31 protein-coding genes and 1 pseudogene are annotated in these 26,417 nt (G+C 27.7%); 26 read left to right on the forward strand and 6 right to left on the reverse strand.

Annotated features, from left to right (window positions below; all coding sequences use genetic code 4):
• Positions 1-182 precede the first annotated feature (182 nt).
• The 10 genes and pseudogenes from ACQH23_RS04980 to ACQH23_RS05025 all read left to right on the forward strand — a co-directional run bounded on the left by ACQH23_RS04980 (position 183) and on the right by ACQH23_RS05025 (position 9,663).
• Positions 183-1,291 (forward strand): IS3 family transposase gene (locus ACQH23_RS04980; protein WP_425379152.1). Its coding sequence is split into 2 segments (ribosomal slippage): positions 183-423 and positions 423-1,291, totalling 1,110 coding nucleotides; the frame shifts between segments, so codons are not numbered across the junction.
• A 64-nt stretch (positions 1,292-1,355) separates the two neighbouring features.
• On the forward strand, positions 1,356-2,663 hold the full coding sequence (tilS, locus tag ACQH23_RS04985; RefSeq protein ID WP_425379153.1) for a tRNA lysidine(34) synthetase TilS: 1,308 nt from the start codon (positions 1,356-1,358) through the stop codon (positions 2,661-2,663).
• A gap of 72 nt (positions 2,664-2,735) precedes the next feature.
• Positions 2,736-4,754 (forward strand): ATP-dependent zinc metalloprotease FtsH, encoded by a 2,019-nt coding sequence (ftsH, locus tag ACQH23_RS04990; RefSeq protein ID WP_425379154.1) that lies wholly within the window; start codon positions 2,736-2,738, stop codon positions 4,752-4,754.
• A 99-nt stretch (positions 4,755-4,853) separates the two neighbouring features.
• Complete coding sequence (locus ACQH23_RS04995) at positions 4,854-5,114, forward strand: transposase (RefSeq protein WP_425379155.1); 261 nt, start codon at positions 4,854-4,856, stop codon at positions 5,112-5,114.
• A 108-nt stretch (positions 5,115-5,222) separates the two neighbouring features.
• The gene (locus ACQH23_RS05000) at positions 5,223-6,071 is read left to right on the forward strand and encodes an IS3 family transposase (protein ID WP_425379156.1); all 849 of its coding nucleotides are present in this window, start codon (positions 5,223-5,225) and stop codon (positions 6,069-6,071) included.
• Between the two features lie 116 nt (positions 6,072-6,187).
• Positions 6,188-7,051: an Hsp33 family molecular chaperone HslO gene (locus ACQH23_RS05005; protein ID WP_425379157.1), complete on the forward strand. Its 864-nt coding sequence runs from the start codon at positions 6,188-6,190 to the stop codon at positions 7,049-7,051.
• A 114-nt stretch (positions 7,052-7,165) separates the two neighbouring features.
• Positions 7,166-7,303 carry a hypothetical protein gene (locus ACQH23_RS05010; protein WP_425379158.1) on the forward strand — a complete coding sequence of 46 codons (138 nt, stop codon included), beginning with the start codon at positions 7,166-7,168 and terminating at the stop codon, positions 7,301-7,303.
• Positions 7,279-8,106 (forward strand): annotated as a pseudogene (locus ACQH23_RS05015) (ABC transporter ATP-binding protein); the annotation flags it as partial. The gene ACQH23_RS05010 and the pseudogene ACQH23_RS05015, both read left to right, overlap by 25 nt.
• 436 nt (positions 8,107-8,542) lie before the next feature.
• On the forward strand, positions 8,543-8,806 hold the full coding sequence (locus ACQH23_RS05020) for a hypothetical protein (RefSeq protein WP_425379159.1): 264 nt from the start codon (positions 8,543-8,545) through the stop codon (positions 8,804-8,806).
• A 173-nt stretch (positions 8,807-8,979) separates the two neighbouring features.
• Positions 8,980-9,663, forward strand: coding sequence for an IS3 family transposase (locus tag ACQH23_RS05025; RefSeq protein ID WP_425378128.1), 684 nt, complete (start codon positions 8,980-8,982; stop codon positions 9,661-9,663).
• Positions 9,664-10,039: 376 nt separating this feature from the next.
• Here the strand turns inward: ACQH23_RS05025 and ACQH23_RS05030 are convergent, their stop codons facing one another.
• The gene (locus tag ACQH23_RS05030; protein WP_425379160.1) at positions 10,040-10,144 is read right to left on the reverse strand and encodes a lipoprotein; all 105 of its coding nucleotides are present in this window, start codon (positions 10,142-10,144) and stop codon (positions 10,040-10,042) included.
• Positions 10,145-10,484: 340 nt separating this feature from the next.
• Between ACQH23_RS05030 and upp the strand changes: the two genes are divergently transcribed.
• The 12 genes from upp (at position 10,485) to ACQH23_RS05090 (ending at position 19,180) form a co-directional block, all read left to right on the forward strand.
• Positions 10,485-11,108 (forward strand): uracil phosphoribosyltransferase, encoded by a 624-nt coding sequence (gene upp, locus ACQH23_RS05035; protein WP_425379161.1) that lies wholly within the window; start codon positions 10,485-10,487, stop codon positions 11,106-11,108.
• A 100-nt stretch (positions 11,109-11,208) separates the two neighbouring features.
• Positions 11,209-11,532: an MG406 family protein gene (locus ACQH23_RS05040; protein ID WP_425379313.1), complete on the forward strand. Its 324-nt coding sequence runs from the start codon at positions 11,209-11,211 to the stop codon at positions 11,530-11,532.
• Positions 11,522-12,331 (forward strand): F0F1 ATP synthase subunit A, encoded by an 810-nt coding sequence (locus ACQH23_RS05045; protein WP_425379162.1) that lies wholly within the window; start codon positions 11,522-11,524, stop codon positions 12,329-12,331. Before ACQH23_RS05040 ends, ACQH23_RS05045 begins: the two co-directional genes overlap by 11 nt.
• A 112-nt stretch (positions 12,332-12,443) precedes the next feature.
• The gene (atpE, locus tag ACQH23_RS05050) at positions 12,444-12,692 is read left to right on the forward strand and encodes an ATP synthase F0 subunit C (protein WP_425379163.1); all 249 of its coding nucleotides are present in this window, start codon (positions 12,444-12,446) and stop codon (positions 12,690-12,692) included.
• A 43-nt stretch (positions 12,693-12,735) separates the two neighbouring features.
• Complete coding sequence (gene atpF, locus ACQH23_RS05055) at positions 12,736-13,257, forward strand: F0F1 ATP synthase subunit B (RefSeq protein ID WP_425379164.1); 522 nt, start codon at positions 12,736-12,738, stop codon at positions 13,255-13,257.
• A 9-nt stretch (positions 13,258-13,266) separates the two neighbouring features.
• Complete coding sequence (locus ACQH23_RS05060) at positions 13,267-13,812, forward strand: F0F1 ATP synthase subunit delta (RefSeq protein WP_425379165.1); 546 nt, start codon at positions 13,267-13,269, stop codon at positions 13,810-13,812.
• A gap of 16 nt (positions 13,813-13,828) precedes the next feature.
• Complete coding sequence (gene atpA, locus ACQH23_RS05065) at positions 13,829-15,400, forward strand: F0F1 ATP synthase subunit alpha (protein ID WP_425379166.1); 1,572 nt, start codon at positions 13,829-13,831, stop codon at positions 15,398-15,400.
• 15 nt (positions 15,401-15,415) lie between these two features.
• Positions 15,416-16,273: an ATP synthase F1 subunit gamma gene (gene atpG / locus ACQH23_RS05070; RefSeq protein WP_425379167.1), complete on the forward strand. Its 858-nt coding sequence runs from the start codon at positions 15,416-15,418 to the stop codon at positions 16,271-16,273.
• A gap of 15 nt (positions 16,274-16,288) precedes the next feature.
• Positions 16,289-17,686, forward strand: coding sequence for a F0F1 ATP synthase subunit beta (gene atpD / locus ACQH23_RS05075; RefSeq protein WP_425379168.1), 1,398 nt, complete (start codon positions 16,289-16,291; stop codon positions 17,684-17,686).
• A gap of 1 nt (position 17,687) precedes the next feature.
• Positions 17,688-17,951 carry a FoF1 ATP synthase subunit delta/epsilon gene (locus ACQH23_RS05080; protein WP_425379169.1) on the forward strand — a complete coding sequence of 88 codons (264 nt, stop codon included), beginning with the start codon at positions 17,688-17,690 and terminating at the stop codon, positions 17,949-17,951.
• Between the two features lie 582 nt (positions 17,952-18,533).
• Positions 18,534-18,797, forward strand: coding sequence for a hypothetical protein (locus ACQH23_RS05085; RefSeq protein WP_425377740.1), 264 nt, complete (start codon positions 18,534-18,536; stop codon positions 18,795-18,797).
• Between the two features lie 260 nt (positions 18,798-19,057).
• Positions 19,058-19,180, forward strand: coding sequence for a hypothetical protein (locus tag ACQH23_RS05090; RefSeq protein WP_425379170.1), 123 nt, complete (start codon positions 19,058-19,060; stop codon positions 19,178-19,180).
• Here ACQH23_RS05090 and ACQH23_RS05095 read toward each other — a convergent pair.
• On the reverse strand, positions 19,164-19,664 hold the full coding sequence (locus ACQH23_RS05095; RefSeq protein WP_425379314.1) for an IS30 family transposase: 501 nt from the start codon (positions 19,662-19,664) through the stop codon (positions 19,164-19,166). The two genes, ACQH23_RS05090 and ACQH23_RS05095, sit on opposite strands and share 17 nt — an antisense overlap.
• Before the next feature lie 27 nt (positions 19,665-19,691).
• Complete coding sequence (locus ACQH23_RS05100; RefSeq protein ID WP_425379171.1) at positions 19,692-20,114, reverse strand: transposase; 423 nt, start codon at positions 20,112-20,114, stop codon at positions 19,692-19,694.
• A gap of 67 nt (positions 20,115-20,181) precedes the next feature.
• On the opposite strand from ACQH23_RS05100, the gene ACQH23_RS05105 reads away from it, so the two are divergent.
• Both ACQH23_RS05105 and ACQH23_RS05110 read left to right on the forward strand, forming a co-directional pair.
• Positions 20,182-20,520, forward strand: coding sequence for a hypothetical protein (locus ACQH23_RS05105; protein ID WP_425379172.1), 339 nt, complete (start codon positions 20,182-20,184; stop codon positions 20,518-20,520).
• 187 nt (positions 20,521-20,707) lie between these two features.
• Positions 20,708-20,863, forward strand: a complete 156-nt coding sequence (locus tag ACQH23_RS05110) for a hypothetical protein (RefSeq protein ID WP_425379173.1) — start codon at positions 20,708-20,710, stop codon at positions 20,861-20,863.
• Positions 20,864-20,967: 104 nt separating this feature from the next.
• On the opposite strand, the gene ACQH23_RS05115 is transcribed toward ACQH23_RS05110, so the two are convergent.
• The 3 genes from ACQH23_RS05115 to ACQH23_RS05125 are packed head-to-tail and all read right to left on the reverse strand — an operon-like array spanning position 20,968 to position 24,706.
• The gene (locus ACQH23_RS05115) at positions 20,968-22,563 is read right to left on the reverse strand and encodes a hypothetical protein (protein WP_425379174.1); all 1,596 of its coding nucleotides are present in this window, start codon (positions 22,561-22,563) and stop codon (positions 20,968-20,970) included.
• Complete coding sequence (locus ACQH23_RS05120; protein WP_425379175.1) at positions 22,464-23,732, reverse strand: hypothetical protein; 1,269 nt, start codon at positions 23,730-23,732, stop codon at positions 22,464-22,466. The genes ACQH23_RS05115 and ACQH23_RS05120 overlap by 100 nt, the downstream gene beginning before the upstream one ends.
• Before the next feature lie 20 nt (positions 23,733-23,752).
• The gene (locus ACQH23_RS05125) at positions 23,753-24,706 is read right to left on the reverse strand and encodes a hypothetical protein (RefSeq protein ID WP_425379176.1); all 954 of its coding nucleotides are present in this window, start codon (positions 24,704-24,706) and stop codon (positions 23,753-23,755) included.
• Between the two features lie 187 nt (positions 24,707-24,893).
• Between ACQH23_RS05125 and ACQH23_RS05130 the strand changes: the two genes are divergently transcribed.
• Complete coding sequence (locus ACQH23_RS05130) at positions 24,894-25,412, forward strand: UPF0236 family transposase-like protein (protein WP_425379177.1); 519 nt, start codon at positions 24,894-24,896, stop codon at positions 25,410-25,412.
• A gap of 5 nt (positions 25,413-25,417) precedes the next feature.
• The gene (locus ACQH23_RS05135) at positions 25,418-26,347 is read left to right on the forward strand and encodes a UPF0236 family transposase-like protein (protein WP_425379178.1); all 930 of its coding nucleotides are present in this window, start codon (positions 25,418-25,420) and stop codon (positions 26,345-26,347) included.
• Positions 26,348-26,417: the final 70 nt, after the last annotated feature.

The following is a 26,417-nucleotide window of genomic DNA, read 5'->3' on the forward strand; positions in this document are numbered from 1 at the left end:
ATTGATTTTTGCATAATTGAAGCTCGTTTTCAAAGCGGGGAAGGACTTATTGTTGAAGAACCAATTATAGTACATAATAGTGATTATCACTATACAGACAGTGGATAGGTTACAATAAGTTGGACCATATTTATGTGGACTTTCAAATAAAATATAATTATGAAGAAAATAGGAATATAAAAATGGGAAGAAATTCATCGGTGTATGAATTTAAAAAACAAATTGTTTTACTTTATCAAAATGGTAAAACCATTCTTGAAATTTTTAAGGAATATGGGATGTCAAAATCAGCCGTATATCAGTGAATTGAAAAATTAAATAATTCTGGATCTTTTAAAGTAAAAGATAACCGCACTGTTGAAGAAAATGAACTGATTGCCTTGCGGAAAGAATTAATCCAATTACGAATGGAAAACGACATTTTAAAGCAAGCGGCACTGATAATTGGCAAAAAATAGAAATTATTAACAATAATAAAGAAAAATATTCCGTGCGAAAAATGGGTCAAATATTAAAGATAGCAAAATCAACATATTACTATCAAATTAATAAATACGCTACGGTTGATGTTAATAATTATGAACAAGAAGTTATCAGTGCATTTAATGCTAGTCGCAAAATTTATGGAGCTCGTAAAATTAAAGCTATTTTAACCAGAAAAGATATTATCTTATCGCGAAGAAAAATTCGCCAAATTATGATTAAAAATCAGTTAGTATCTAAATACACCAAATTAAAATATCGTAATCATAAGTCAATGGTTAATAACAACGAAATTAGCAACGTTTTAAACCGTGAATTTAATAATAAACAACCAAATGAAGTTGTTGTTAGTGATTTAACATATGTTCAAGTTTGTGCTAAATGACATTATATTTGTTTATTAATTGACTTGTTTAATCGTGAAATAATTGGCTATAGTGCCGGTACAAACAAAACAGCCCAACTAGGACAAAAAGCCTTTTATTCAATTACAAGACCATTAAAACAAATTACGTTATTTCATACTGACCGGGGTAATGAATTTAAAAATAAAATCATTGATAATATCTTAAATACTTTTAACATCAAATGATCATTAAGCAATAAAGGCTGTCCATACGATAATGCTGTGGCTGAAACAACTTACAAAAGTTTTAAAACGGAATTTATCAAGGGGCAAAAATTTATAAATTTAACCCAATTAAAATACAAATTATTTGACTTTGTGGATTGATATAACAATATTCGAATTCATGGTAGTTTAAATTATTTAACACCTGTTGAATTTAGAAAACAACAGTCCATATAAAAAGTGTCCTAAAAAGGGTTGCCAATCCACAGTTTTAAAATTATTTCGAAAATAGGTGATTAAAATGGATACTAAACTTTTAAAACAAAATGAAAAATATGTTATTGGTGTTTCGGGTGGCCCAGATAGTATGTTTTTACTTGATAATATTTATCATAGTTCTGAATTAGATATTAATAATTTTATTGTTTGTTTAGTGAACTATCAAAAACGAGAAGATAGTAATCATGATGAACAAATTGTTGTTGAATATTGTCAAAAACGAAATATTAAGTTACATGTTAAAAAAGTAACGGTGCAGGAATATCAACAATATCAAGTGCTATCACATAATTTCCAGCGGATTGCACGTGATTTACGTTATGATTTATTTTGCCAAATTAGTGAAAAATATCATTGCCAGGGAGTTTTAATTGCTCATAATTTAACAGATCATATTGAGACATATATTTTACAAAAACAACGAAACGGCATTGTTGAACATTATGGTTTAAATCAAAATAGCTATTACTATTCACAAATGTTGGGAACAAAACTTAATGTCTTTCGAATTATGTTAAAAATAACACGAGAAGAAATTATTGAATATTTATTGCACCAGCAAGTTAATTATGCGATTGATTCAACTAATATTTTAGCAATTTATAACCGCAATATTATTCGCAATGAAATTCAACAAATTAATTTACAAGATATGTTATTAGAAATTGACCAAAAAAATAAAGAGAATGAACAATTAAAATTAATTGCCAAGAATTATTTAATTGATAATTTTGGTCAAATTAGTGTTCCTAATTTTAATGTTATTAATAATTTTAAATTACAAAAAATTATTATTTTTAATTATTTTAAAAATAATAATGTTGTTCATTTAATTAGTCATAAAAAAAGAAGATTTTTAGATGAAATAATTAAGGAGTTAAAAAGTCCAAAACCCAATCTTATTCTTAACATTAATGCGGATTATGCCTTAATTAAATCATATGATAATGTTGATATTATTAATAATGATCTTTTAAAACCCACAACAATACAAATTAGTTCAAAGACTAATTTACCCGTAAAATGGCAAGAAAATACTATTAATTGGGGAACTAAAAACAAGCATTTTTTTAAGATTACAGCAACGCAATGACCAATCACAATTACTAATGATTTACTATTACTAAATAAAATAATAGTAAATAAGATGCCATTAAATCGTTGATTTATTAAAAATAAAGTTTCGCTTTTAGCGCGAAAAAGTTATTTTGTTTTAGATAAAAATAATCATCTTATTTATGCCAATAATTTAGTTAGTTTAAAAATTAATGAATTTATTAATAATACTTGCTTGGAAAAACACAATTTATTTTTTTTTATGATAAAATAGTCTAGAATTGGGTCATTGTTTAAAATGCCCAAAAAATATTAATTTTTAAGTCTTAATAGAGGGGAAATAGTTATGAATAAGAAAAAAATGTGGTTTGCAATTATAAGTTCGTTAATTTTTATTGGTTTAATTATTTTAACAATTGTATTATGAACAAAATCAGATATTACAAAAATTAGCGAAGGGGACATGCAAAGAATTGGCAATACCCATAAATATAATGAAAAAGAAATTAATGAAATGACTATTGATGCTGGTGTTGGTAAAAATAGTGTTGTTATGAAAGGGATCATTCGTTATTCTGAAGGCGGGAATATTAAAACTGTCCGTTATAGTTCTGAATGAAATCGTGAAGGTTTTAACAATTATACTTACCGACCTGGAGAAAAAACAAATATATGAGATCATAATTTTAAAGAAAAATTAAAAGATGGTCTTGTTTCAATTGATCGTGAATTTGTTCCAATGTGACAAGAAATGCTAGTCCAATTGGTGCCATGATTATTAATAGTGGGAATTGCGGTGTTTATGATTGCACGATTATCAAAAATGTCGGGCGGAATATCGGGGGCTAATCCTTTTTCAATGGGGAAAAATAAAGCTCGTCAAATTCAATCAACTGTTAAGTTTTCGGATGTAGCGGGAATTAATGAAGAAAAAACAGAATTAGTTGAATTAGTTGACTATTTGAAAAACCCACAAAAATATTCAAGTATGGGAGCTCGTGCGCCAAAAGGAGTTCTAATGGAAGGGCCACCCGGAACAGGGAAAACCTTATTAGCAAAAGCAGTTGCTGGAGAAGCTGGTGTACCATTCTTCTCAATTTCAGGTTCTGAATTTGAAGAAATGTTTGTTGGAGTTGGGGCTTCAAGAATTCGTGAAATGTTTATTGCCGCTAAAAAAGCAGCACCATGTATTATTTTCATTGATGAAATCGATGCTGTTGGTCGTAAAAGAACTGTTTCATTTGGGAGCGGTGCTAATGAACAAACATTAAACCAGTTATTAGTTGAAATGGATGGATTTGGAACTAATACGGGAGTTATTGTAATGGCAGCAACAAATCGCGTTGATGTATTAGACTCAGCCTTATTAAGACCAGGTCGTTTTGACCGTCAGATCCAAATTTCATTGCCGGATATTAATGAACGTGAAGCAATTTTAAAATTACATGCTCGTAACAAGGCAGTTTCAACAGAAGTTGATTTTAGACGAATTGCCGAAAGAACGCCTGGTTTTTCTGGGGCACAGTTAGAGAATGTTTTAAATGAAGCAGCAATTTTATGTGTTCGTAAGAATTTAAAAATTATTACTGTTAATATTATTGATGAAGCGATTGACCGTGTTGTTGGGGGACCAGCAAAAGAATCACGTAAATATTCAGTAATGGATAAAGATATTGTTTCATATCATGAAGCTGGCCATGCTTTAATTGGTTTACGATTAGAATCTGCTAGCAAAGTTCAAAAAGTTACAATTATTCCAAGGGGACAAGCGAGTGGTTATACAATTATGACCCCAAAAGAAGAAACAATGTTCCATAGTAAAGAAAACTTATATTCAACAATTACTGGTTATTTAGGTGGACGTGCTTCAGAGGAAATTATGTTTGGAAAAACAAAAATAACAACAGGAGCGCATGATGATCTAGAAAAAGCAACCAATATTGCTCGTCATATGGTTACTGAATACGGAATGAGTTCATTAGGATTAGTTCAATTTGAATCGCCAAAAGACGAATATACGGAAACAAGAAAACGATATTCAGAAGATGTAGCAGCTAAAATTGATACGGAAGTTCGTAAAATTTTAGATGATTGTTATGTTATAGCAAAAGCATTGATTTCTGAAAACCGTAGTTTATTAGATTTAATTGCTGAAAGTTTAAAAGTATTAGAAACAATTACAGCTGAACAAATTGAATATATTGATAAATATCATAAGTTACCAGATGAAGTAATTCATGAAAAAGAACGTGCTGCTAAGCATAAGGAAAAAGAAGCTAAAGGTGAAATTTTAGAAGTTAAACCAAAAAAACGAAAAAAAGATCACCCGGCAGATGACAAAAATAATGATCAAAATAAAAAGTAGGTTGAATTAAACGCTGCAACGTTTCTTTTAACTGAGATATATAAATAAAAATTTTTCTAGATTATTATTAATATATAAAGTTAGGAGAAACATTTTTATATGGCTAAAGGTAAAATAAAAGGGTCTAAAGATCATTCTTTTGAATTTAAAGAAAAAATTGTTAATGAATATTTAATTAACAATAAATCTTATAGTGAAATAGCAAAAGAATATCATATTAGTTTAGCAACTATTTCAAAATGATTAAATCAATTTCAACAAAATAAAGAAATTCTAAAAGAACGAAAAAAGCGAAAAGATTTTGAATTAAATAAGTTTAAAAAACCCTTAGAACGTGAAAACTATTTATTAAAAAAATAAAATGAAAGAATAAAAGCTGAGAATGAGGTTTTAAAAAAGCTTGAAGCTCTTCCAAAGATAAAAACAAAAACAAACATTAGAAAACAAATTGCTTTTATTAAATCAGAATTGCAAGTTTCAAAAATTACTTTATCATGATATTTAAAAGAATTAATAATTTCATATGATACTTGAAATGAATATTCAAAAAATTGTGATGAATATCAACCAAATATTGATTATTCAATATATGAAATAATTAAAGCAATTCATATAGAAAATAGTATTAAAGGACACAGACAAATTAAATTATCTTTGGAAGAGCAAAAAATTAATGTGTCGAATTCAACAGTTTATCGTTATATGAAATTAGCTAATAAAATTTCTAGTGTAAGAATTAAAACAAGAAAAAAAATTAATCATTTCTTAAAAATGACAAATGAACATATTCGACATAAATATCTATTAAAACTTAATTTTAAAGCTGAAAAAACTAATCAAAAGTGATCAATTGATATTACGTATGTTAAAACAATCACAGAATGAGTATATTTATTTGCAATCAAGGATTTATTTAGTAATTTAATAGTAAATTATTCTTTAACAACAACTCCAACAGTAAATTGAGTAAATAATTGTATCAAAGAAGCAATTATTAAAAGAAAAATAATCAAAGGTGAATTAACTATTAATTCTGATCAAGGTATTCATTTCACTTCAAAAGCTTATGAAAAATTATTAAAAAAATATGGTATAAATATAAGTATGTCAAGAAGAGGCAATTGTTTAGATAATTCACCGATTGAAAATTGATTTTCAATTCTTAAAACCGAGAACTCAGAATTATCACACTGTAAAAATATTTTAGAAGTAAAAAATATTGTAGATAATTATATAATTCATTATAATGAAAAAAGAAAAATTTTAAATTTAAAAATGACACCACTTCAATATGAAATGAAAGCATTTTTTAATTAAAATTCTCAGTTATCTGAAACTGTGCAAGGTTGAATTAAACCTGCTTTTATTTTACTTTTCCGGATGGTTGTATTATAATTGCAGAGGAAAGAAATTTATAAAGGAGTTTTAAAAGAATGGATAAAGTAACGAAAGCAATTAGTAATGTTCATAATATTAAAATGACCGTTGTTGATGCAACCAAATCATTAAATGATATTATTAAATTACATGAAACTAATCCACTTGCCACAATTGTATTATCACGAGTTGTTTTAGCAACTATTTTAATTGGTAGTGATATGAAGAATGCAACTTATAAAATGACAAGTATTGTTAATGGTAATGGTCCAATTGGAACTATTATGGCGGAGTATACTGGGCATAAAGTACGAGGATTTTGTACTAATCCCCAATTTGATGTTGGGGAAATTGACCGGGATCATAATGTTATTTCGCAAGTAGTCGGAACAGATGGTTATTTACGAGTGATGAAAGATTTAGAGATGAAAGAGAATTTCTCGGGGCAAATTAAATTAATTTCTGGTGAAATTAATTTAGATTTTACTTATTATTTAGCACAAAGTGAACAAATTAAATCTATTATTGTTTGTTCAATTAAAATGAATGAAGATAATACCATTGCCAAAGCGGTTGGTTTTTTTGCGCAGTTATTATCAGGACATAAGGACGAAGATATTGATTATTTAGAAGAAAAGATTGAGAATTTAGAAAACATTAGTCATAAATTAATTGCGGAAGATAATGTAATTAATACTTTTAAATTAATTGATCAAGATGCCAAAGTGTTAGAAGCTGATGAGGTTAATTTTGAATGTAGTTGTTCATATGAAAAAGCTTTAGAATCAGCTAAATTATTAGGTGATGAGCAGCTTAATGAAATTCTAGCAAGTAATGGTGAAGTTGAAATTGCTTGTGACTTTTGTCGCAAAAAATATCTTATTAGAGCTAGTGATTTAAAATCCTTACTAAAAGAATAAGGATAATATATCCAAATAAGTTGATAAAATTACAATAATTTTGTTATGATGTTATTATGATAAAAAATATTTGTTAAATGTAATTTAATGTTCAAAGGGGAGGCAAAATACAAGATGGCTGAAATTAAAGATATACCTAGTACAGATCAAAAAAAATCAAAGAGAAAAGAATCTAAAGCAAAAAAACCAAATAAAAAAGAGGGAAAAAAAAAGTTGATTATAGTGACGTTAAAGAATTTAAACAAAAATTAAAAGAACAAAAGAAACAAACAAAGTTATATTCAAAACGGATTTTAAAAGGAGAAATTATTTCAACATCAAACAATAAACCAGATACAAGTAAATATGTAATTGAATTAATCAATGTTAAAAAATCATATATTACTGGCGAGGTTGAAATACCAGTTTTAAAAGGAATTGATTTAAAATTAGAAAAAGGCGATTTTATTGTAGTTTTAGGTCCTTCTGGGTCAGGAAAGACAACATTATTGAACATTATTTCAGGATTAGATAAAGTTTCTAGCGGTGATGTTTTTGTAATTGGTTATAATTTATCTTTTTTAAAAGATGTTGATTTAACAAAATTTAGACGAGATAATATTGGTTTTATTTTCCAACAATATAATTTATTAACTAATTTAACTGCCAAAGAAAATGCTCAAGTTGGTGAAAACTTAAGTAAAAATAAAAATAAAGATATGACAATTAAAGATATTTTTGAAACAATTGGGATGGAAGAACAAATGAATAAATATCCACACCAAATGTCAGGGGGACAACAACAACGTGTTTCGATTGCTAGAGCATTAGCAAAAAATCCCGACATCTTGTTTGGGGATGAACCAACGGGAGCTTTAGATGAAGAAATGGGCCACAAAGTACTTGAAATTTTAGTTGATGTTAATAAAAAATACAAAACAACTGTAATTATTGTTACCCATAACCCGAATATTGCTGATATTGCCAATACCGTTATTCATGTTCGTAATGGTTTAATTAACCAAATTAAAAAGAACACCCATCCAAAAAAACCAAGTGAAATTGATTGATCTTAATCTATAAAACACTAATAATAGCACTTTATATATTTTTTATGGCAATATAATGGGTAGTTATTTTCAACTTGAATTAGAATAGAACTATTCTTAGAGCGCGTAAAATATTCGATTGGTGGGAATTTTCCAAAAACTAAGAAAAAGACAGAAATAAAATTCTGTGCAATGTTTCTTTTAACTGAGATATATAAATAAAAATTTTTCTAGATTATTATTAATATATAAAGTTAGGAGAAACATTTTTATATGGCTAAAGGTAAAATAAAAGGGTCTAAAGATCATTCTTTTGAATTTAAAGAAAAAATTGTTAATTGAATATTCAATTAACAATAAATCTTATAGTGAAATAGCAAAAGAATATCATATAGACTGCACCCAAAAAAGTAAGTAAAGAAAAAAAGTCTTTGCTAAACTTTTAAAGGAGGTGCATTTTTATATGGCAAGAAAAAGACAAAAATTTAATAAATATACAGCAGATTTTCGAAAAAGGATAGGACAAGAGGTTAAAAATAATAGTATAAGTTTTATTGCAAAAAAATATGCAATTAATAAAAAAACTGTTGCTTCATGGTATGAAAATTTTAAGAAAGGGATTTTAAACACCAATAAAGGTCCAAAAGAATCATTTGAAAAAAGAGATTTAAACTATTACAAAGTTAGGTATGAATTACTAAAAAAGCTTCATGACTTTTACAATTAAATAAAAGAAAAATTGTATTTTTTATCAAAGAAAACCTTAATAAATATCCACTAAATTTATTACTTGATGTAACAGATTTAAAGCGTAGTTATTGAGATAAATATAAAAATTATTCAAGTAATGGTAAGGATAGTGAACCATTAAAGAATATTGTAAAAGTCTATGAAGAAAATTTGAAACAATTTGGTTATCGTCGAATTACCAAATATTTAAAAGAAGATTATGGCATTGTTTATAATGCTAAGAAAGTATTACGAATTATGAAAGAAAATAATATTCAAGCTGAATATGTAAAGCGTATGCGTAGAAAAATATTAATAAAACAAAATAGAAATAAAAATATCATTAAATATCCTGATTTAGTAAATCGTAATTTTAATGATATTAAAGAAAGATTTTCAATTTTATTTACTGATGTAACTTATTTAATTTGAAATGGTAAAAAACATTATCAATCAACAATAATTGATGGATATACTAAAGAAATTATTGATGTAAAATGATCAAAATTTAATAATAACAAACTTGTAATTGATAATTTAAATGCTGCAATTAATAAAATTAAAAAAATAAAAAAAGAGCTAAATAAAACAATAATTCATTCAGATCACGGATATCAATATACATCTAAAGATTATAATAGTAAATGTTTAGATAACAAAATTATAATTTCAATGGGTAAAAATTATCATTGTGCAGACAACATTATTATTGAAAGTTTTCATTCATTACTTAAAAAAGGAACAATCCATAATAAAAATTATAAATCTCATAATGAATATATTAATGATGTTAAAAAATGAAATAAATGATATTCAAACCAAAAAGAAAAAGATATAATAAATGAAAGTTTGTAAACCTTTTTATTAATACTTACTAAACAGGGTGCAGTCTATTGTCTTCTACAATATTATTAGTTTCTTTAAAGTAGTCAATACTTTTTCTTATAAAAACTCCATATTTGTTTTTTCGTTTACCAGTTTCAAAAATATTATTACTATTGTTTTTTATGTCGTCCAAAATTATTTCTCTAGCGCTTTCGGTTGTTATTTCTGAATTATTTTCATTTGGTTTTCGACACCTTTGATTACGTATACCGCCACTGGTAGTGCCACATCTATTATTTGATGTTGACGTTGAGGGACGATTATTGTATTCATCTGTTTCTGTTAATGTTTTTGTTTTTGTTTGTTTTTTCTTTTTTTGATTATCCCTTTTAAATCTATTTAAAATTTATAAATTTTGTTCTTCTTTTTCATAACTATTTGCGGCAATTAAAGATGGCATTGTTGTTCCACTAATTGTTAATACACTTAATAAACTTAGTAATTTTTTCATTAGACTTCTTACGATACCTGATTATTTATGCTTAAAAAGCAATTAAAATTTTTAAAAATGATTATTTTTAAGTTTAATTTAATTTTTTTTATTTTTGTTAGTATCGCAAAAAGTCTATTGTTTTTTTGGGCGTTGGACTTTAATTTTGTCGAAAACTCTTGATAAAGTCAAAAACCCTTATAAAATATAGATATTTGCAAGAAAGACATTTTATTAAAAACTCAATAAAATCAAGGTTTTATTAAAATATCAAGAGTTTTCGACAAAATTAAAGAAGAATTTTCTACAAAATTAAATTAATTATGTTAAAATCTAGTAAATTAAGGAGGAAAAGTAATTAATGTCATTTACTGTAATAAAACACCCACTAATCTTAGATAAATTAACAAGAATGCGTAAAAAGGAAAGCAACTCAAAGGTTTTTAAGGAAAATTTGGATGAAATTGCGCAATTAATGGCGTATGAAATATTTCGCAATATTGAATTAAATGAATTTGAAATTGAAACACCAGTAGCAAAAACAAAGGGATATAAAATTGCAAATGATATTGTTTTATTTCCAATTTTAAGAGCCGGTTTGGGGATGATTGATGGAATTATTAATTTAGTTCCAAATGCTAAAATTGGGCATATTGGCCTATACCGTGATGAAAAAACACTAGAACCACATGAATATTTTGCTAAAAAACTAGAAAACATTAGCAAAGCTAATGTTTTGATTTTAGATCCAATGTTAGCAACCGGAGGTAGTGCTAATCTTGCGATTCAAAAAGTTAAAGAGTGAGGGGCTACTAATATTAAATTAGTATGTTTAGTAGCTGCACCAGAAGGGAAAAAGTGCATTGAAGAACATCACCCTGATGTTGATATGTATGTTGCTGCTTTAGACCAACGTTTAGATGAACATGGTTATATTATTCCTGGTCTAGGTGATGCAGGAGACCGTATTTTTGGAACTAAATAAAAAAATTAAATTAAATTGAAAAACCCTCTTTAAAGGTGTAAAATGTAAACTGTCAATAATAAGTTTAATTATGTTTTTGGGAATATTAATAGTATTGACGATGATATATTTGACATTAAAACGAGATTGAACTTTATACTCAGGATTATTTTTGGGGTATTTGTTTTCTCTTATAGGTTTCTTGATCATTTGCTTTTCTGGATGATTGTTAAGTATAAATTTAAATAAGTACTTTTTTATCTTATTGTACCTAGTTCGCTTAGTTATTTATGCTATACCAATAGTTATTTATGCTGAGAATACTAGTTTTTTTAGTATCTATACAATGATTGTTGGGATTAGTTTATGACCGTTTTCATCGCTATTTGCAAATGTTAAATTTCCGATTCATAAGCACAGAAAGGAAGAGAAAAATGGTGACTAAAAGTAATTTTGTTCAATTTTTTGCGATGGACTTAATTCCTGATCCAAATAAAAGTGGAATGGATGCATGAAGTTATACGATTTTATTACAGCAATTAATAACGATAGTTATTACTACCTTTATTATTATGCTTTTATCAATTGGCTATTATAAACGTCTAAAAAAACTTGGCCCAACTGATGTTCCAACTGGTTTAGTGCTATTTGCAGAAATTGCAATTAAGTGAGTTGAAAAACAAGTTGTTGATTTAATGGGACCAAAATATAAATTTTTGACTGTTTATGTTATGTACTTATTATTGTATATTGGTATTGGGAATTTAATGAGTGTCATTGATTTTGAATCATTGGCAACAGCTTATACTGTCCCATTATCAATGGGGTTGGTAACATTTATTGGGATATATTATTTTGGGATTAAATATCAAAAAATAGTATATTTTAAAAAGTTTTTTATCAATCCATTAGAATTATTAACGCAATTTGTTCCGTTAATCTCAATTTCATTCCGGCTATTTGGAAATATTTTGGGAGGAACAGTTATTATTACTTTATTTACCGCTTTAATGGGATTTATCTGAGATCAAATTCCTTATATTGGTCCTGTTGATTTATTGGCTGGTATCTTTTTACCTTTTTTAAGCATTTATTTTGATGTTTTTGATGGCTTAATTCAAGCTTATATTTTTTCAATTTTAACAATTACTTATTGGGCAATGGAAATGAAAACAGAAAATAAAGAGAAAAAAGAAAAGAAAATTAAGTTAAAAAAAGATAAAAAGTTAAAAATGTTGCTTTAGATGGCTAAAAAAGGATTAAAAAAATTATATATTTGTTAAGGAAGAGGAGAACTATAATATGATAGATTTTATGACGATAGATTTGATGTCAAATATGATGGGAATATGATTAATGGCTGGAATTAATGATGACTTTACAAAAGGAATGTCATTGTTAGGAGCAGGATTAGCGGCGATTGGATGTTGTGGTTCAGGAATTGGACAAGGATATACGGGAGGAAAAGCAGTTGAAGCGATTGCTCGTAATCCAGAAGTTGAAAGTAAAGTTCGTACACAATATATTATTGCTGCTGCGATTACTGAATCAGGGTCAATTTATGCATTAGTTATTGCGATTATTTTAGCATTTGTTACTGGTTAAAAGGAAAGCAATTTAAAGAAGAAAAGCTTGGAAGTCAATGACAATGTGATTAATGTCAAAACCAATTGAACCATCACAAATTATTAATCAATTATTTCCTAATTTATGGATTTTTATTGCCCATGTTATTGCAACAATTATCCTATTAATTTTATTATCAAAATGAGTTTATAATCCATTTCGTAAGGCAATGCGTGATCGTCGGAATAAAATTCGAGAATTAATTCAAGATGCAGCAGAAAAACAAGCAAAAGCAACAATTGATCAAAAAGAAGCATCAAAATTATTAACAACGGCAAAAGTAGAAGCAAATAATATTGTTACTTCTGCCCGCACTGAAGCAGAAGCGAAACGTCATCAAGTTTTAGAGACAGCGAAAGCAGAAGTTATGCAGTTGAATGAACAAGCCCATAAAGAAATTCAAAAGGAAAAAGAACAATATTATGATGATATTCGAAAATCAATTATTAATGTTGCATTTAATGCAGCTGAGAAATTATTAAATAAAGAAATTAGCAAAGAAAAAAATGAAAAATTAGTAGAAGAATTCATTAAAGAATTATAGTAACAGGTTATGTTAGTTAGCGAAAAATTTATTGATAATTATGCAGCTGCGCTCATGTATTTAGCGCTTGAAACAAAAATAATTGATCATTTTTTAGAAGTTAGTAATATTATTGTTGAATTATTTAAGCAAGAACCAGATTATATTAAATTAATGATGAATGGAGACATTACAAAAGTAGAACGTAAGAAGATTTTGGCGAAACCATTTCAAAAAGTTATTGATCCATTAATTTTAAATGCCCTTTTCTTATTAATTGATTGGGAAGCTTTTTGTTATGTTATAAGAATCTTTAAATGCTTAAGAAAATTAATTAATATTAGTTATGATGTTCAATATGGAAATATTTATTCAACACAACCGTTAACAAAAAAACAAATTACAACAATTGAAACAAAATTAAGTAAAAAATTTGGTTATCATATTGAATTAGTTAATAAAATTGATCCCTCGTTATTAGGCGGTGTTCGCGTTAAAATTAAACACGAAATTATTGATGGATCAATTGCGGGACAATTAGAAACAATGCGCCAAAAAGCAATACATAATAAATAGAAGACGAGGTGAAAAAGTGGCTTTAAATGTAAATGAAATTTCAGAAATAATTAAAAAACAAATTAAAGAATATGGTAAGAAAATTGTAATTCATGAAGAAGGAACTGTTGTCACGGTTGGTGATGGAATTGCTTTAATTGATGGTCTGGATAATGCAATGATGAGTGAATTATTAATTTTTCCAAATGAAATTTATGGAATGGTATTAAATTTAGAAGAAGGGGCCGTTGGAGCCGTTCTAATGGGTGATGATACGACAATTCGCGAAGGAGACCAAGTTCGACGATCAGGAAAAATTGTTGAAACACCAGTTGGTGATGCATTATTAGGACGAGTTGTTAATGCTTTAGGGCAACCGATTGATGGGAAAGGTCCTTTGAAAGCAAAAAAAACTCGCCCAGTTGAAAGAATTGCACCTGGAGTTATGACAAGAAAATCAGTTGATGAACCAATGGAAACGGGAATTATGACAATTGATGCGATGATTCCAATTGGGAAAGGACAACGGGAACTAATTATTGGTGATCGGCAAACAGGAAAAACAGCGATTGGGATTGATACAATCTTAAACCAAAAAGGGAAAGGCGTTAAATGTATTTATGTTGCCATTGGGCAAAAAGCGTCAACTGTTGCCCAAATCGTTGAGAAATTACGTGCGGCAGGAGCCCTAGAATATACGACAGTTGTTTCAGCCACAGCAAGTGAATTAGCCCCATTGCAATATTTAGCCCCATATACGGGTGTTACAATTGGTGAAGAATGAATGGAAGTTGGTGAAAATGTAGTCATCATTTATGATGACCTTTCAAAACATGCTGTTGCTTATCGAACAATGGCGTTGTTATTACACCGTCCACCAGGACGTGAAGCATATCCTGGAGATGTTTTCTATTTACATAGTCGTTTATTAGAACGTTCCGCTCGCGTAACAAAAGAATATGGTGGCGGAAGTATTACAGCCTTGCCAATTATTGAAACTCAAGCTGGTGATATTTCAGCATATATTCCAACGAATGTTATTTCAATTACGGATGGACAAATTTTCTTAAATAATGACCAATTTAATGCTGGGATTCGGCCAGCGGTTGATGCAGGGTTATCAGTGTCACGAGTAGGATCAACGGCGCAAATTAAGGCAATGAAACAAGTTTCTGGTTCATTAAAATTAGAATTAGCTCAATATCGGGAATTGCAAGCTTTTGCACAATTTGGGTCTGATTTAGATGAAGCAACAAAAGAAGTTTTAGAACATGGGAAACGAGTAATTGAAATTTTAAAACAAAAACAATATTCACCACTTTCCCAAATTGATCAGGCAATTATTTTATTAGCAGTTAATAAAAAAATAACTCGTTGAATTCCAGTTAATAAAATTCAAGAGTTTAAAGGTCGATTAATTGAACATTTTAAAACAAAAGCAAAAAAATATTACACTGAATTAGGAAAAACAAAAACCTATAGTGAAACATTAATGGCTAATATTGATAATGAAATTATTCAAGTTGTTAAAAAATTTACAAATAAAATTGCGGATTATAAACCAGAATTGTTTGGTCAAGTTGAAGAATGAAACCGTTTAGGACAATAAGGTTGGAATAAAAAAATGGCAGTTGGAACAGGTTTAAAAAAACAAATTACTTCAATTAATTCAACTTCTAAAATAACACAAGCAATGAAATTAGTAGCGACGGCAAAATTAAAAAAAGTTGGAAAACGAATTTCAAATTCAAAACCATATTTTTCCGAAATTTATACTGTTTTTAATGACATTATTAGTAAAGCGGATGATTCAATTTACCAAAAAAAAGATGGGACAAAAGCTAGTGAGCGTACTTGTTGAATTGTTGTTAATTCAAATTTAGGCTTATGTGGTGGTTATAATAGTAATATTAATAAACTAGTGTTACGTCAATTACGAAAAAATGATTGTATCATTGCCATTGGTTCTAAAGCAGAATCATTTTATGCCAATAAAGGTTGCAAAATTATGCATGTAAGAAAAGACATTGATATTAATTTTTCTTATGATGATGCTCGTGAATTTGCGCAAGAAATTTTATCTGGGTTTAATGGGAATACTTATGATGAAATTAAAATTGCCTACACTAAGTTTATTAACAATGTTACTTTTGAGCCAACAATTTTACAATTGTTGCCAATTGTTAAAGCGAACCAGAATCAAGAACCAAAACATATTAATGGTATTACCGAATTTGAACCAGATCCAGCAACAATTTTGGAAAATGCCGTGCCGATGTATTTAAATACAATTTTATTTTCAACAATTGTTGAATCACAAGTTTCTGAACAAGCATCACGACGCGTAGCAATGGAAAATGCAATGGAAAATGCGCATGCGATGTTAGAAAAATTATCGTTATTATATAACCGTAAGCGTCAAGCAGCGATTACCCAAGAAATTACAGAAATTGTTGCCGGAGCTAGCGCACAAGAAAATTAAGAGGTGCTTAAGAAAATGGAGAAAAATGGAAAAGTAGTACAGGTCTTAGGGCCTGTTGTTGATGTACGGTTTGCCGAAGAATATTTACCAGAATTATATAATGCAATTACGCTTGATAATAATGGGGTAAATTTAGTATTAGAAGTTGTCCAACATATTGGTGATGACACAGTGCGAGCAATCGCGCTAGGTCCAACTGAAGGAATGGCCCGGGGAATGATGGTCATTGATACAAAAGCACCAATTACAGTTCCGGTTGGGGAAGAGGTTTTAGGAAGAATGTTTAATGTTCTTGGAGAAGCAATTGATGAAAAACCACAACCTAAAACAAAAATAATGCGATCAATCCACCGTGAAGCACCATCATATGAAGAGCAACAAACAACAGCGGAAATTTTGGAAACAGGAATTAAAGTTGTTGATTTATTGGTTCCCGTTACAAAAGGAGGAAAAATTGGTTTATTTGGGGGAGCTGGTGTTGGAAAAACAGTTCTAGTTCAAGAACTAATTAATAATGTGGCAAAAGTACATGGGGGAATTTCTGTTTTTGCCGGCGTTGGTGAACGAACTCGGGAAGGTAATGATTTGTATTATGAAATGATTGAAGCTGGGATTATTGATAAAACTGCATTAGTTTTTGGTCAAATGAATGAAACACCCGGAGCTCGTATGCGAGTTGCTTTAACTGGTTTAACGATTGCTGAATACTTTCGGGATGATAAAAATCAAGATGTTTTATTATTTATTGATAATATTTTCCGTTTTACCCAAGCTGGTTCTGAAGTATCCGCCTTATTAGGGCGAATGCCATCTGCGGTTGGTTATCAACCAACCTTAGCAACCGAAATGGGGGCTTTACAAGAACGGATTACGTCAACGAAAAAGGGAAGTATTACTTCGGTTCAAGCAGTTTATGTTCCGGCGGATGATTTAACTGATCCCGCTCCAGCAACAATTTTTGCCCATTTAGATGCGAAAGTTGTTCTAGACCGGGAAATTGCCGCATTAGGAATTTATCCTGCGGTTGACCCCTTAGGAAGTTCATCACGGTTATTAGATCCTTTAGTGGTTGGTGAAGAACATTACGAAGTTGCCCGGGGAGTGCAAGAAATATTACAAAAGTTTAAAGAATTACAATCAATTATTGCAATTTTAGGAATGGATGAATTATCAGATGAAGATAAAATTGCCATTGCTAGAGCGCGGAAAATTCGAAACTTTTTATCGCAGCCATTCTTTGTTGCTGAAAAGTTTTCGGGAAAATCCGGAAAATATGTTCCCGTCGTGGAAACAATTCGCGCTTTTAAAGAAATTTTATCCGGAAAATATGATGACTTGCCAGAGCAAGCATTCTTATACGTTGGAACAATTGATGAGGTTGTTAAAGCTGCGGCAGCTTTAAAACATAGTTAAAATGGCAAATCAAATTAGTTTAAAAATTATTACCCCCCATGGTGTTATTGTTAATCGTTTGGTTGATATTGTAACAGTAAAAACAATTACGGGGTATATGGGAATTTTGTATGGCCATATTCCACTTGTATCAACAATTGTTCCATCGGAAATGGCATATAAAATTAATAATAAAGAATATAAGTTAAGTATTGATGGTGGAATTTTACAAGTTGAACAGGAATTTGTTAAAATTCTTGCTGATGAAGTTGATTTTATTTTTTAGATGTAGAAACCACATACATTTTGTATTTTTGGTGTTTACATTTTTAAAAAATTGATTTTATTAATATTTTAAATAAGGAATTGAAATTATGCAAACAAAGCAATATTTAATTTTGTGGTCGTTAGTTAAAAAGTGTGGTAAAGATATTGTTATTAATACTGTCAATAAGATTTCAAATGATATTGAAATTAAAAAGTAAAAGAATAAATTATCCGTTAATAAATTACGTGGGATAATTTATTCAATAATGTTTTTAATGGAGCAAAGCGACAACGAGCGGAGCGAGTTTGCAAATTTCAATTTTTTAATTTATGACTTTAATTTTGTATTATGCGATAAAATCTATATAATTAATTTGTGGTTAAAAAAATGACTTTATCAGTCAAAATAAGCTATTAATCAGTCCATTTTCCAACGCGACTGATATATTTTTTTAATTCAATTTAAATAACATTCATATTATTACAACAGCGACTATCATAAATCTATTGAGGTTTTAACTGGTAAATAATAGACTGCACCCAAAAAAGTAAGTAAAGAAAAAAAGTCTTTGCTAAACTTTTAAAGGAGGTGCATTTTTATATGGCAAGAAAAGGACAAAAATTTAATAAATATACAGCAGATTTTCGAAAAAGGATAGGACAAGAGGTTAAAAATAATAGTATAAGTTTTATTGCAAAAAAATATGCAATTAATAAAAAAACTGTTGCTTCATGGTATGAAAATTTTAAGAAAGGAATTTTAAACACCAATAAAGGTCCAAAAGAAAAAAGAGGAAAAAGAGATTTAAACTATTACAAAGTTAGGTATGAATTACTAAAAAAGCTTCATGATTTTTACAATTAAATAAAAGAAAAATTGTATTTTTTATCAAAGAAAACATTAATAAATATCCACTAAATTTATTACTTGATGTAACAAATTTAAAGCGTAGTTATTGAGATAAATATAAAAATTATTCAAGTAATGGTAAGGATAGTGAACCATTAAAAAATATTGTAAAAGTCTATGAAGAAAATTTAAAACAATTTGGTTATCGTCGAATTACCAAATATTTAAAAGAAGATTATGGCATTGTTTATAATGCTAAGAAAGTATTACGAATTATGAAAGAAAATAATATTCAAGCTGAATATGTAAAGCGTATGCGTAGAAAAATATTAATAAAACAAAATAGAAATAAAAAATGCCAAATTGTAAAGTTAAGTGCAACTAAATTATTTTTCTAACCAAATATTCGATTGGCGAAAGATAATTTAGTATTTTTCTTGGTCTTTGGTTTAAAGACAATATAAATTTATGAACTGCATTTTTAGTATTATTTGAAAAATTAAATTTTTTAGGAAATTTTTCTCTAATTAAACCATTAGTATTTTCATTAGTACCTCTTTGTCAGGGTGAATATGCATTAGCAAAATAAATTTTCACATTTAAATTTTTTTCAAGTTGTTGTCAATTAGCAAATTCTTTACCACGATCAAATGTTATAGTCTTAACAAGATTATTTGGAAGAATTGATAAATAATGGCTAATATTTTCGTTAATAACTTTAGTAGTTCTATTTTCAACTAATATTGCTAAAGTAAATCTTGATGTTCTTTCAACTAAAGTTATTAAACATGATTTACTTTTACCTCGTGATGATACTACGGTATCACCTTCTCAATGACCAAGAGTTACGCGATTATTAACATTAGCATTTCGTTCTTTAATTGATTTACCATTAAATTTACCCCGATTTTATTGATATTTTCGTTTCTTACCTTTTCTTCTTAAATTTTTATTAGTAACTTTTTCAAGTAATCCAGAATAAATTCAATTGTAAATTGTTTTAAAACTAATAATTCATTCTTTATGAAAATTTTTAATTCTGCCATAAATTTGTTCGGGTGATCAACCTAATAATAATTTTTGTTGTACATATTTTACTAATTCTCTATTTTTAAACTTATGAAAATAAATATGTGATTGTTTTCTATTTTCTGCTTTATTTTGTGCAATTAATGAAAAATAATGATTATTATTTTTATTTCTATTAACTTCTCGAATAATAGTACTAATACTTCGATTAAGATTTTTAGCTATTTCACTAATTTTTATTTTAAACTTCAATTGATTCTCAATATAAATTCTTTCATCTATGCCAAGATGTTTATATCCCATATAAAAACCCCTTGCTTTATTTTTTCTAAAATAAACTTAGCATCATAAAATTTTTATATGGGATTTTTTGCAATTTTATTTACTTGCACTTACAAGTATAATTCAGCCAAATAAAAAAATAAAAAAAGATCTAAATAAAACAATAATTCATTCAGATCACGGATATCAATATACATCTAAAGATTATAATAGTAAATGTTTAGATAACAAAATTATAATTTCAATGGGTAAAAATTATCATTGTGCAGACAACATTATTATTGAAAGTTTTCATTCATTACTTAAAAAAGGAACAATCCATAATAAAAATTATAAATCTCATAATGAATATATTAATGATGTTAAAAAATGAAATAAATGATATTCAAACCAAAAAGAAAAAGATATAATAAATGAAAGTTTGTAAACCTTTTTATTAATACTTACTAAACGGGGTGCAGTCTAGAACATTAACGAAGGAAGGTTCATAATATCACCACCATTAATTAATGTAGATATCCTGATTATCTACTTGGATAGGTTACAATAAGTTGGACCATATTTATGTGGACTTTCAAATAAAATATAATTATGAAGAAAGTAGGAATATAAAAATGGGAAGAAATTCATACACCGATGAATTTAAAAGCTGAATTATTACTTGTAAGTGCAAGTATAATTCAGCGTTAATTGAATATTCATTAACAATTTTTTCTTTAAATGCAAAAGAATGATCTTTAGACCCTTTTATTTTACCTTTATCCATATAAAAATGTTTCTCCTAACTTTATATATTAATAATAATCTAGAAAAATTTTTATTTATATATCTCAGTTAGGAGAAACATTGCAATACCATTACACTGGTATTTTTTTTATTTATTTTCTTTTTTACAAAATGAACAGTTTGCTTCGAAAGGAATATCTTGTTTAGTGTATTTTGAAATACTATGTAAATTAAGATGGTTATAATTAACAAATTGACTACTATTTTCTGTTATCCCGTGTTGGTAAGAACGGCTATTTTTAGTACGGTAATAATTCCCTAAACCATACGAAATATCTTCCGAATTAACAGTCCCATATGTATTTGAATTTTCTTTTTTACTATATAAATTATAACGTGTTGATGTTAAGTTAATATCATTAATGTGTGGATAAAATTGGTCAATTGGCATAACGCCATGATGTTTAATATGTTTTTTCGTTTCTACATCTTTAATTTTTTTGGCAATATCAGTTATTTTTGTTTCTAATGTTTCAACCTTTATCATTAGGTTTTTTAAATGCTCTTGCATTTCTCCTAATGTTTTAGTATGAACTGTATGCAAATCAATTGAATTTTTAATTAATTCTTCAATTTTTTCAAAATGAAACTCAAAATTATTTAAAAGGGATTGTTGTGACAATGGTTTTTTATTTTTTACCGCTACCGGACGCTTAACTTCAGGTTCTTGACTTGGTTCTGATTGTTCTTTATCAAAACATTCAATTACTTCATCATCGAGGTTTGAAAAATCACCATTCATAATTTTATCATCTAATTCATCTAAGCTATATGATATTTCTTCTTTTAAAACTGGTTTAATTTCTGATTGTAAGACAGTAATTGTTTCATTCGGAACATCATTATTTAATGTTTGATCTTGATAATTTTTTTCGTTGTTTGCTTCTAATTTATCTTCATTAACTTCTTCGTTATCTGCTAATTCCTCGTCAACGATTGTATTAATAAAATCGGCTTTAACTGGAATTGGTGTTACTGTCGCTAATGGTTCAGATGCTAATTCTAAATTAATTGCATCGGCTTTAATTTCATCATCTGACACAAAGTTAAATTCAGGCTTTATTTCTTCTTCTTTTGCTGCACTAAAATCTGCAGGTTCTGTGGTTATTGCCTCTACTGAAAATGATTCGAAAAATTCTTTTGCAGGTTCATTATTTTCAACAGGTTCTGTTTCATCAATATGATGATCTTCGCTTGCAATCGCATCAACATCTTCACCTTGGAAATCATCTAATCCTTCTAATTCATTAGAAGGATAATCAGGATAATTAGTTGGTACATGATTTGATTCCTTTTCAGTATCATCAAATGATTGAATATCGAGTAATAATTCCCCTTTTAACTTATCAATATTATGATCAGATGGAATAAAAGTAATTCCTGTTTGTTGCGGTGCTTGTTTTGTTATTTTAATATCGTTATGCATAATTTCTATTTTTTTTACTTTATCATTAATCATTTTACCATCTGTTTCTAAAAAATGATTATTAAAAAAATCAACAGTTGCTTGTGAATTATCTTCAAAGATTTCCGCAATTCGCATTAATTTTAAATCATTTTCTTCCCCTATCTTTAATTTTTTAACTAATTTATTTGCCTCTTTGGCAAATAAATTATATATTTTAGCTTTCTTTTTAATTGATTTAGTTGGCACTTCAGTCCCCTGAACTTCTTCTTCAACCATTTTTTAATATTAAGATCTTGTTGGTACATTTCATTTCACTTATTGTAAAGTTTTTTTTGTTTTTTTGTCATTACTTTTTCTGATGTTAATGGCGAATTAAAGATGTCATCATTTAAATAAGAAAAGGTTGGCATTTCATATACTGATGTATCAACATTCCCTTCTTCGTTCAAAACATCTGTCTTATCAACAAAAAATTCAATGTCAACATTAACCTTGTGATCATTATTAGCATTTGTATCAATTACTGGCATAGTAGAAACTACCATTGGTTCAATTTTTGGTTCATTTAAAGCAATTGGTTCTAATGCTTCTCCATTAGCAAATGGTGCTTCTGATTCTTCTACCCTACTATTTTCACTTATTTCCATTCCTGCTGTTGCTAATTCTGGTTCAACAACTGGTTCTTTTCGTGGCTTTATCATAGTTTGGGTCATATCATTAATTAAATTTGCTAATTCATTTTCATCAACATCATTTCTTTTAGCATTAAATAAATCATTTGATGAAGAGAATGAATTTGATTTTTGCCCGGATAATTTTTTATTATCATCCTCTTTTGCGTAATCATTGTTTTTGAAATTTTTTGCGGTTTCTTTGATCCCTGCGATAGTCGCGTCAACTGCCAAAGTTGTGCTTCCATGATACTTTCCCTCTTTATTTACCTCTCTTTCCAGTTTTTTATCTTGGTGGTAAATAACAATCATATTTCGTTCTTCCACAAAATTTTGTAAAGACTCAACATCAAATAATGATGATTCAATAAATAATAAACCAATAAACATTAATGCCGCTAGAATTAATACAGCTACTTTTCCGTAAATTAAGGCAGCAATAATTAAGGTAATAAAAATTATTTTAATATATGGTTTAGTAATTAATTGTCCTTTTCGAACACGATGAAGTTGAAACGATACTAATGTAATAACTAATAATGCCACAAAAATTGTTAAAGCAATAATTGTATATGTTCAGATATTACCTGTTAAATGATTTAAAATTTGTTCTTGTTTAAATATTGATGTTTGAAAAATATCATTCATTGATTTTAAAATTGATGGAAGCACAACACTCTGGATCACAAGAAGATTTAAAATAGCAGTGAAGATTTGGACTATTGCACCAAATATAATTAGACTTAAACCTAAGGTTACTAAAAATACAAACATTTTAATTATCCTCCTCTATTTTACTTTCCACCACGCATAGCTCAATAATCAAATCCAATTGTTTCATCATTCTCTTCTTCTTCACTAGCGGTAGTAAAACCGGTCACTGGACGATAAGAATCATCTTCTCCTTTTATTGCTTCTTTCGGAGCGATATCTTCTTCGTTTTTAATGATATAGCGTTTATGATAAACACTTACTTCATGTGCTATTAATTGATCTGTTGCATAATTTCCGTATATTTGTTTTACATAAGTTTCAATTAAAAGGGGATTTAACCCAACAATAAATTTAAATTGTAAAATTCCTTTAAAAATAACTTGTACTAAACTAAAGATTTTTTTAAACTTCACATATCCTACTAAATCAATATTATTAAAAATGATTACAATATTTTCTGTAATGTCATAAGCACGTAAAATTTCTTCAAATTCTTTACGAATATATTCTAATGGATCATCAAATTCTAGTTCATTAATAATTATAATTGAATTAGAATCATTAATTTGGTCCGATACTTCACTTTGCTTTAAAGTTCTTGCAAATAATTTAACACGATCCCATAAAATTTTTTTATCTTCTAAACTAATCTTTGGTAATCCTTTAATAATTTTTTTTAATAAAAATAAAAAGGTCGAAGCGTATAATTCAATACGTAATAAATCAACATTAACAAGTGGGATTGAAAAAAATGAAGTAGCAATGTCAGACATTGAATCACAATTTCGTTTATCAATAGCTGTTAAGAAAAATTGCATTTCATTATTTTTTTCTTTAAATATTTTCATTAAATCACGAATAATTTCAAAACTTGATAATGTAATTCCATCAATCTTAAGTTCTTCAGTTTTAGTATTATGATTATTATTTAGAAAATCTCTTGCCAGATTACCTTTTAATAAATTCATATTTCGCGTATTACTTTTCATGTTTATTGTATTTGGTTCATCATTGTTTAATTTTAAATTTTTCATTCTTTCGAATGGATTGATGTACATTGTTTAGCCCTCCTGCATAGTTTTTCATATTTAAATTATATCATATTTCTAAAAAAATAAAAAAATTGCATTATGAAAGATTGCGTTGCCAAAGTTGGGGAAAATAAAAAAGAAAGTTTTCAGTATAATTAAGTTTGAAAAAAATTAGAAAGAAAACTATCCTATGAATATTATAACTAGAATCCAAGAGTTTTTAAACGAAAATAATAACTCTTTTATTGATTTAATTAATGAAATTAGCCCCAATATCACTATTACAGCACTATTATCCTATTTAAACAATGAAATTAGTTCTGAAGCTTGAATACTATTTAAAAATATTTTTGAATATATTGATAACTATATTTTTAATAAGGACTGACGCAAAGCACGTTATATTCCAAAAGGATTTTATCAACGAACTTTGGTTTTTCGTAATGGTGAAGTTACTTTTAAACGACGAAAATATATCTTAAAACCAGAATTTCAAGTGGCAAAAAAACCAAAAACGGTCTTTTTACTTGATATTCAATTAGGGATTGAAAGTTATCAGCGACTTGATTATGATTTTTCGTTAGAAATAATCAGCAAATTAGGCATAAATTTTAGTTATCAAGATATTTGTAATATGTATCGGAATGCTAACATAACAAAAAAACAATTTTTAACCTTATTAAACGGTTTGATATTAAACATTTGTTAGAACTAATGCTAGATGAACCAGATACAAAACTAAAACATGATGGGGTTATTTATATTGAAACCGATGAAGCATATCGCAATGCCATTAGTTATCAAATCAAAAAACGATTAAAAATTAAGAAAAGAATCCGTTTAACCGTCTTTCATACTGGTTATAAAGATCCTAAAACAATACGAAAAACAATGCATAATTTCAAATTTCTAGTAACAATGACTAATGAAGTTAAAAAAATTAACTCTAAAAAATACTGACAAGGAATTAAAGAATTTATTAACTTAAATTATGAATCACCCGAGACAGCTAAAATTATTGTGCTTGGTGATGGTGCACAATATATTTCAACGGTTGAAAAACACATCAATGTTGAATTTATCATTGATCGTTTCCATGTTATTAAAAAAATTAAAGATTGTCTCCGTGGTCCACGATATTATAAACGTTATTTATTTAATAAAATTAGAAAAGCAATTCTAAAATTAAACTGAAACAAGGTTACAAAATACCTTGAATGAGCTTATCAGCTTGTTAAAACCGAAGAAGCGAAAGGAAAGTTACAAGAAATATCTAATTATTTAAGAACATACTATGGAGCAATTCAAAAATGAGAATATCAAGAAAATATTGGTTGTCGCATTGAAAGTTATATTGCTCGAATTATTAAATTAATGTTTCGTTCAAAACCAAAAATATTTAATGAAAAAACGATTTACAAAGTAATGTTATTAAAACAATTGACAGCTAATGGGATTAATCCCTTTCAAGAACTAACAGAAATTAAAAATCTTCAAGTAAAAAATGAACAAATTACTTGAAGATGAATATTTAAAAAGATGAATAATCCAGAAGTTAAACAATATAACTTACCAATATTCACCGCTTCTACATTATCAAATACTAAAACTCTTTTAAAGAAAATAGTTTATAATTATTATTAGAACTTAATGCTGAAAACTTTTCCCCAACATTTTACACGCTACCATTATGAAATGCAATTTGGTAAAATAC

It is taken from the genome of Spiroplasma endosymbiont of Polydrusus pterygomalis (assembly GCF_964030635.1).
Lineage (GTDB): Bacteria > Bacillota_I > Bacilli_A > Mycoplasmatales > Mycoplasmataceae > Spiroplasma.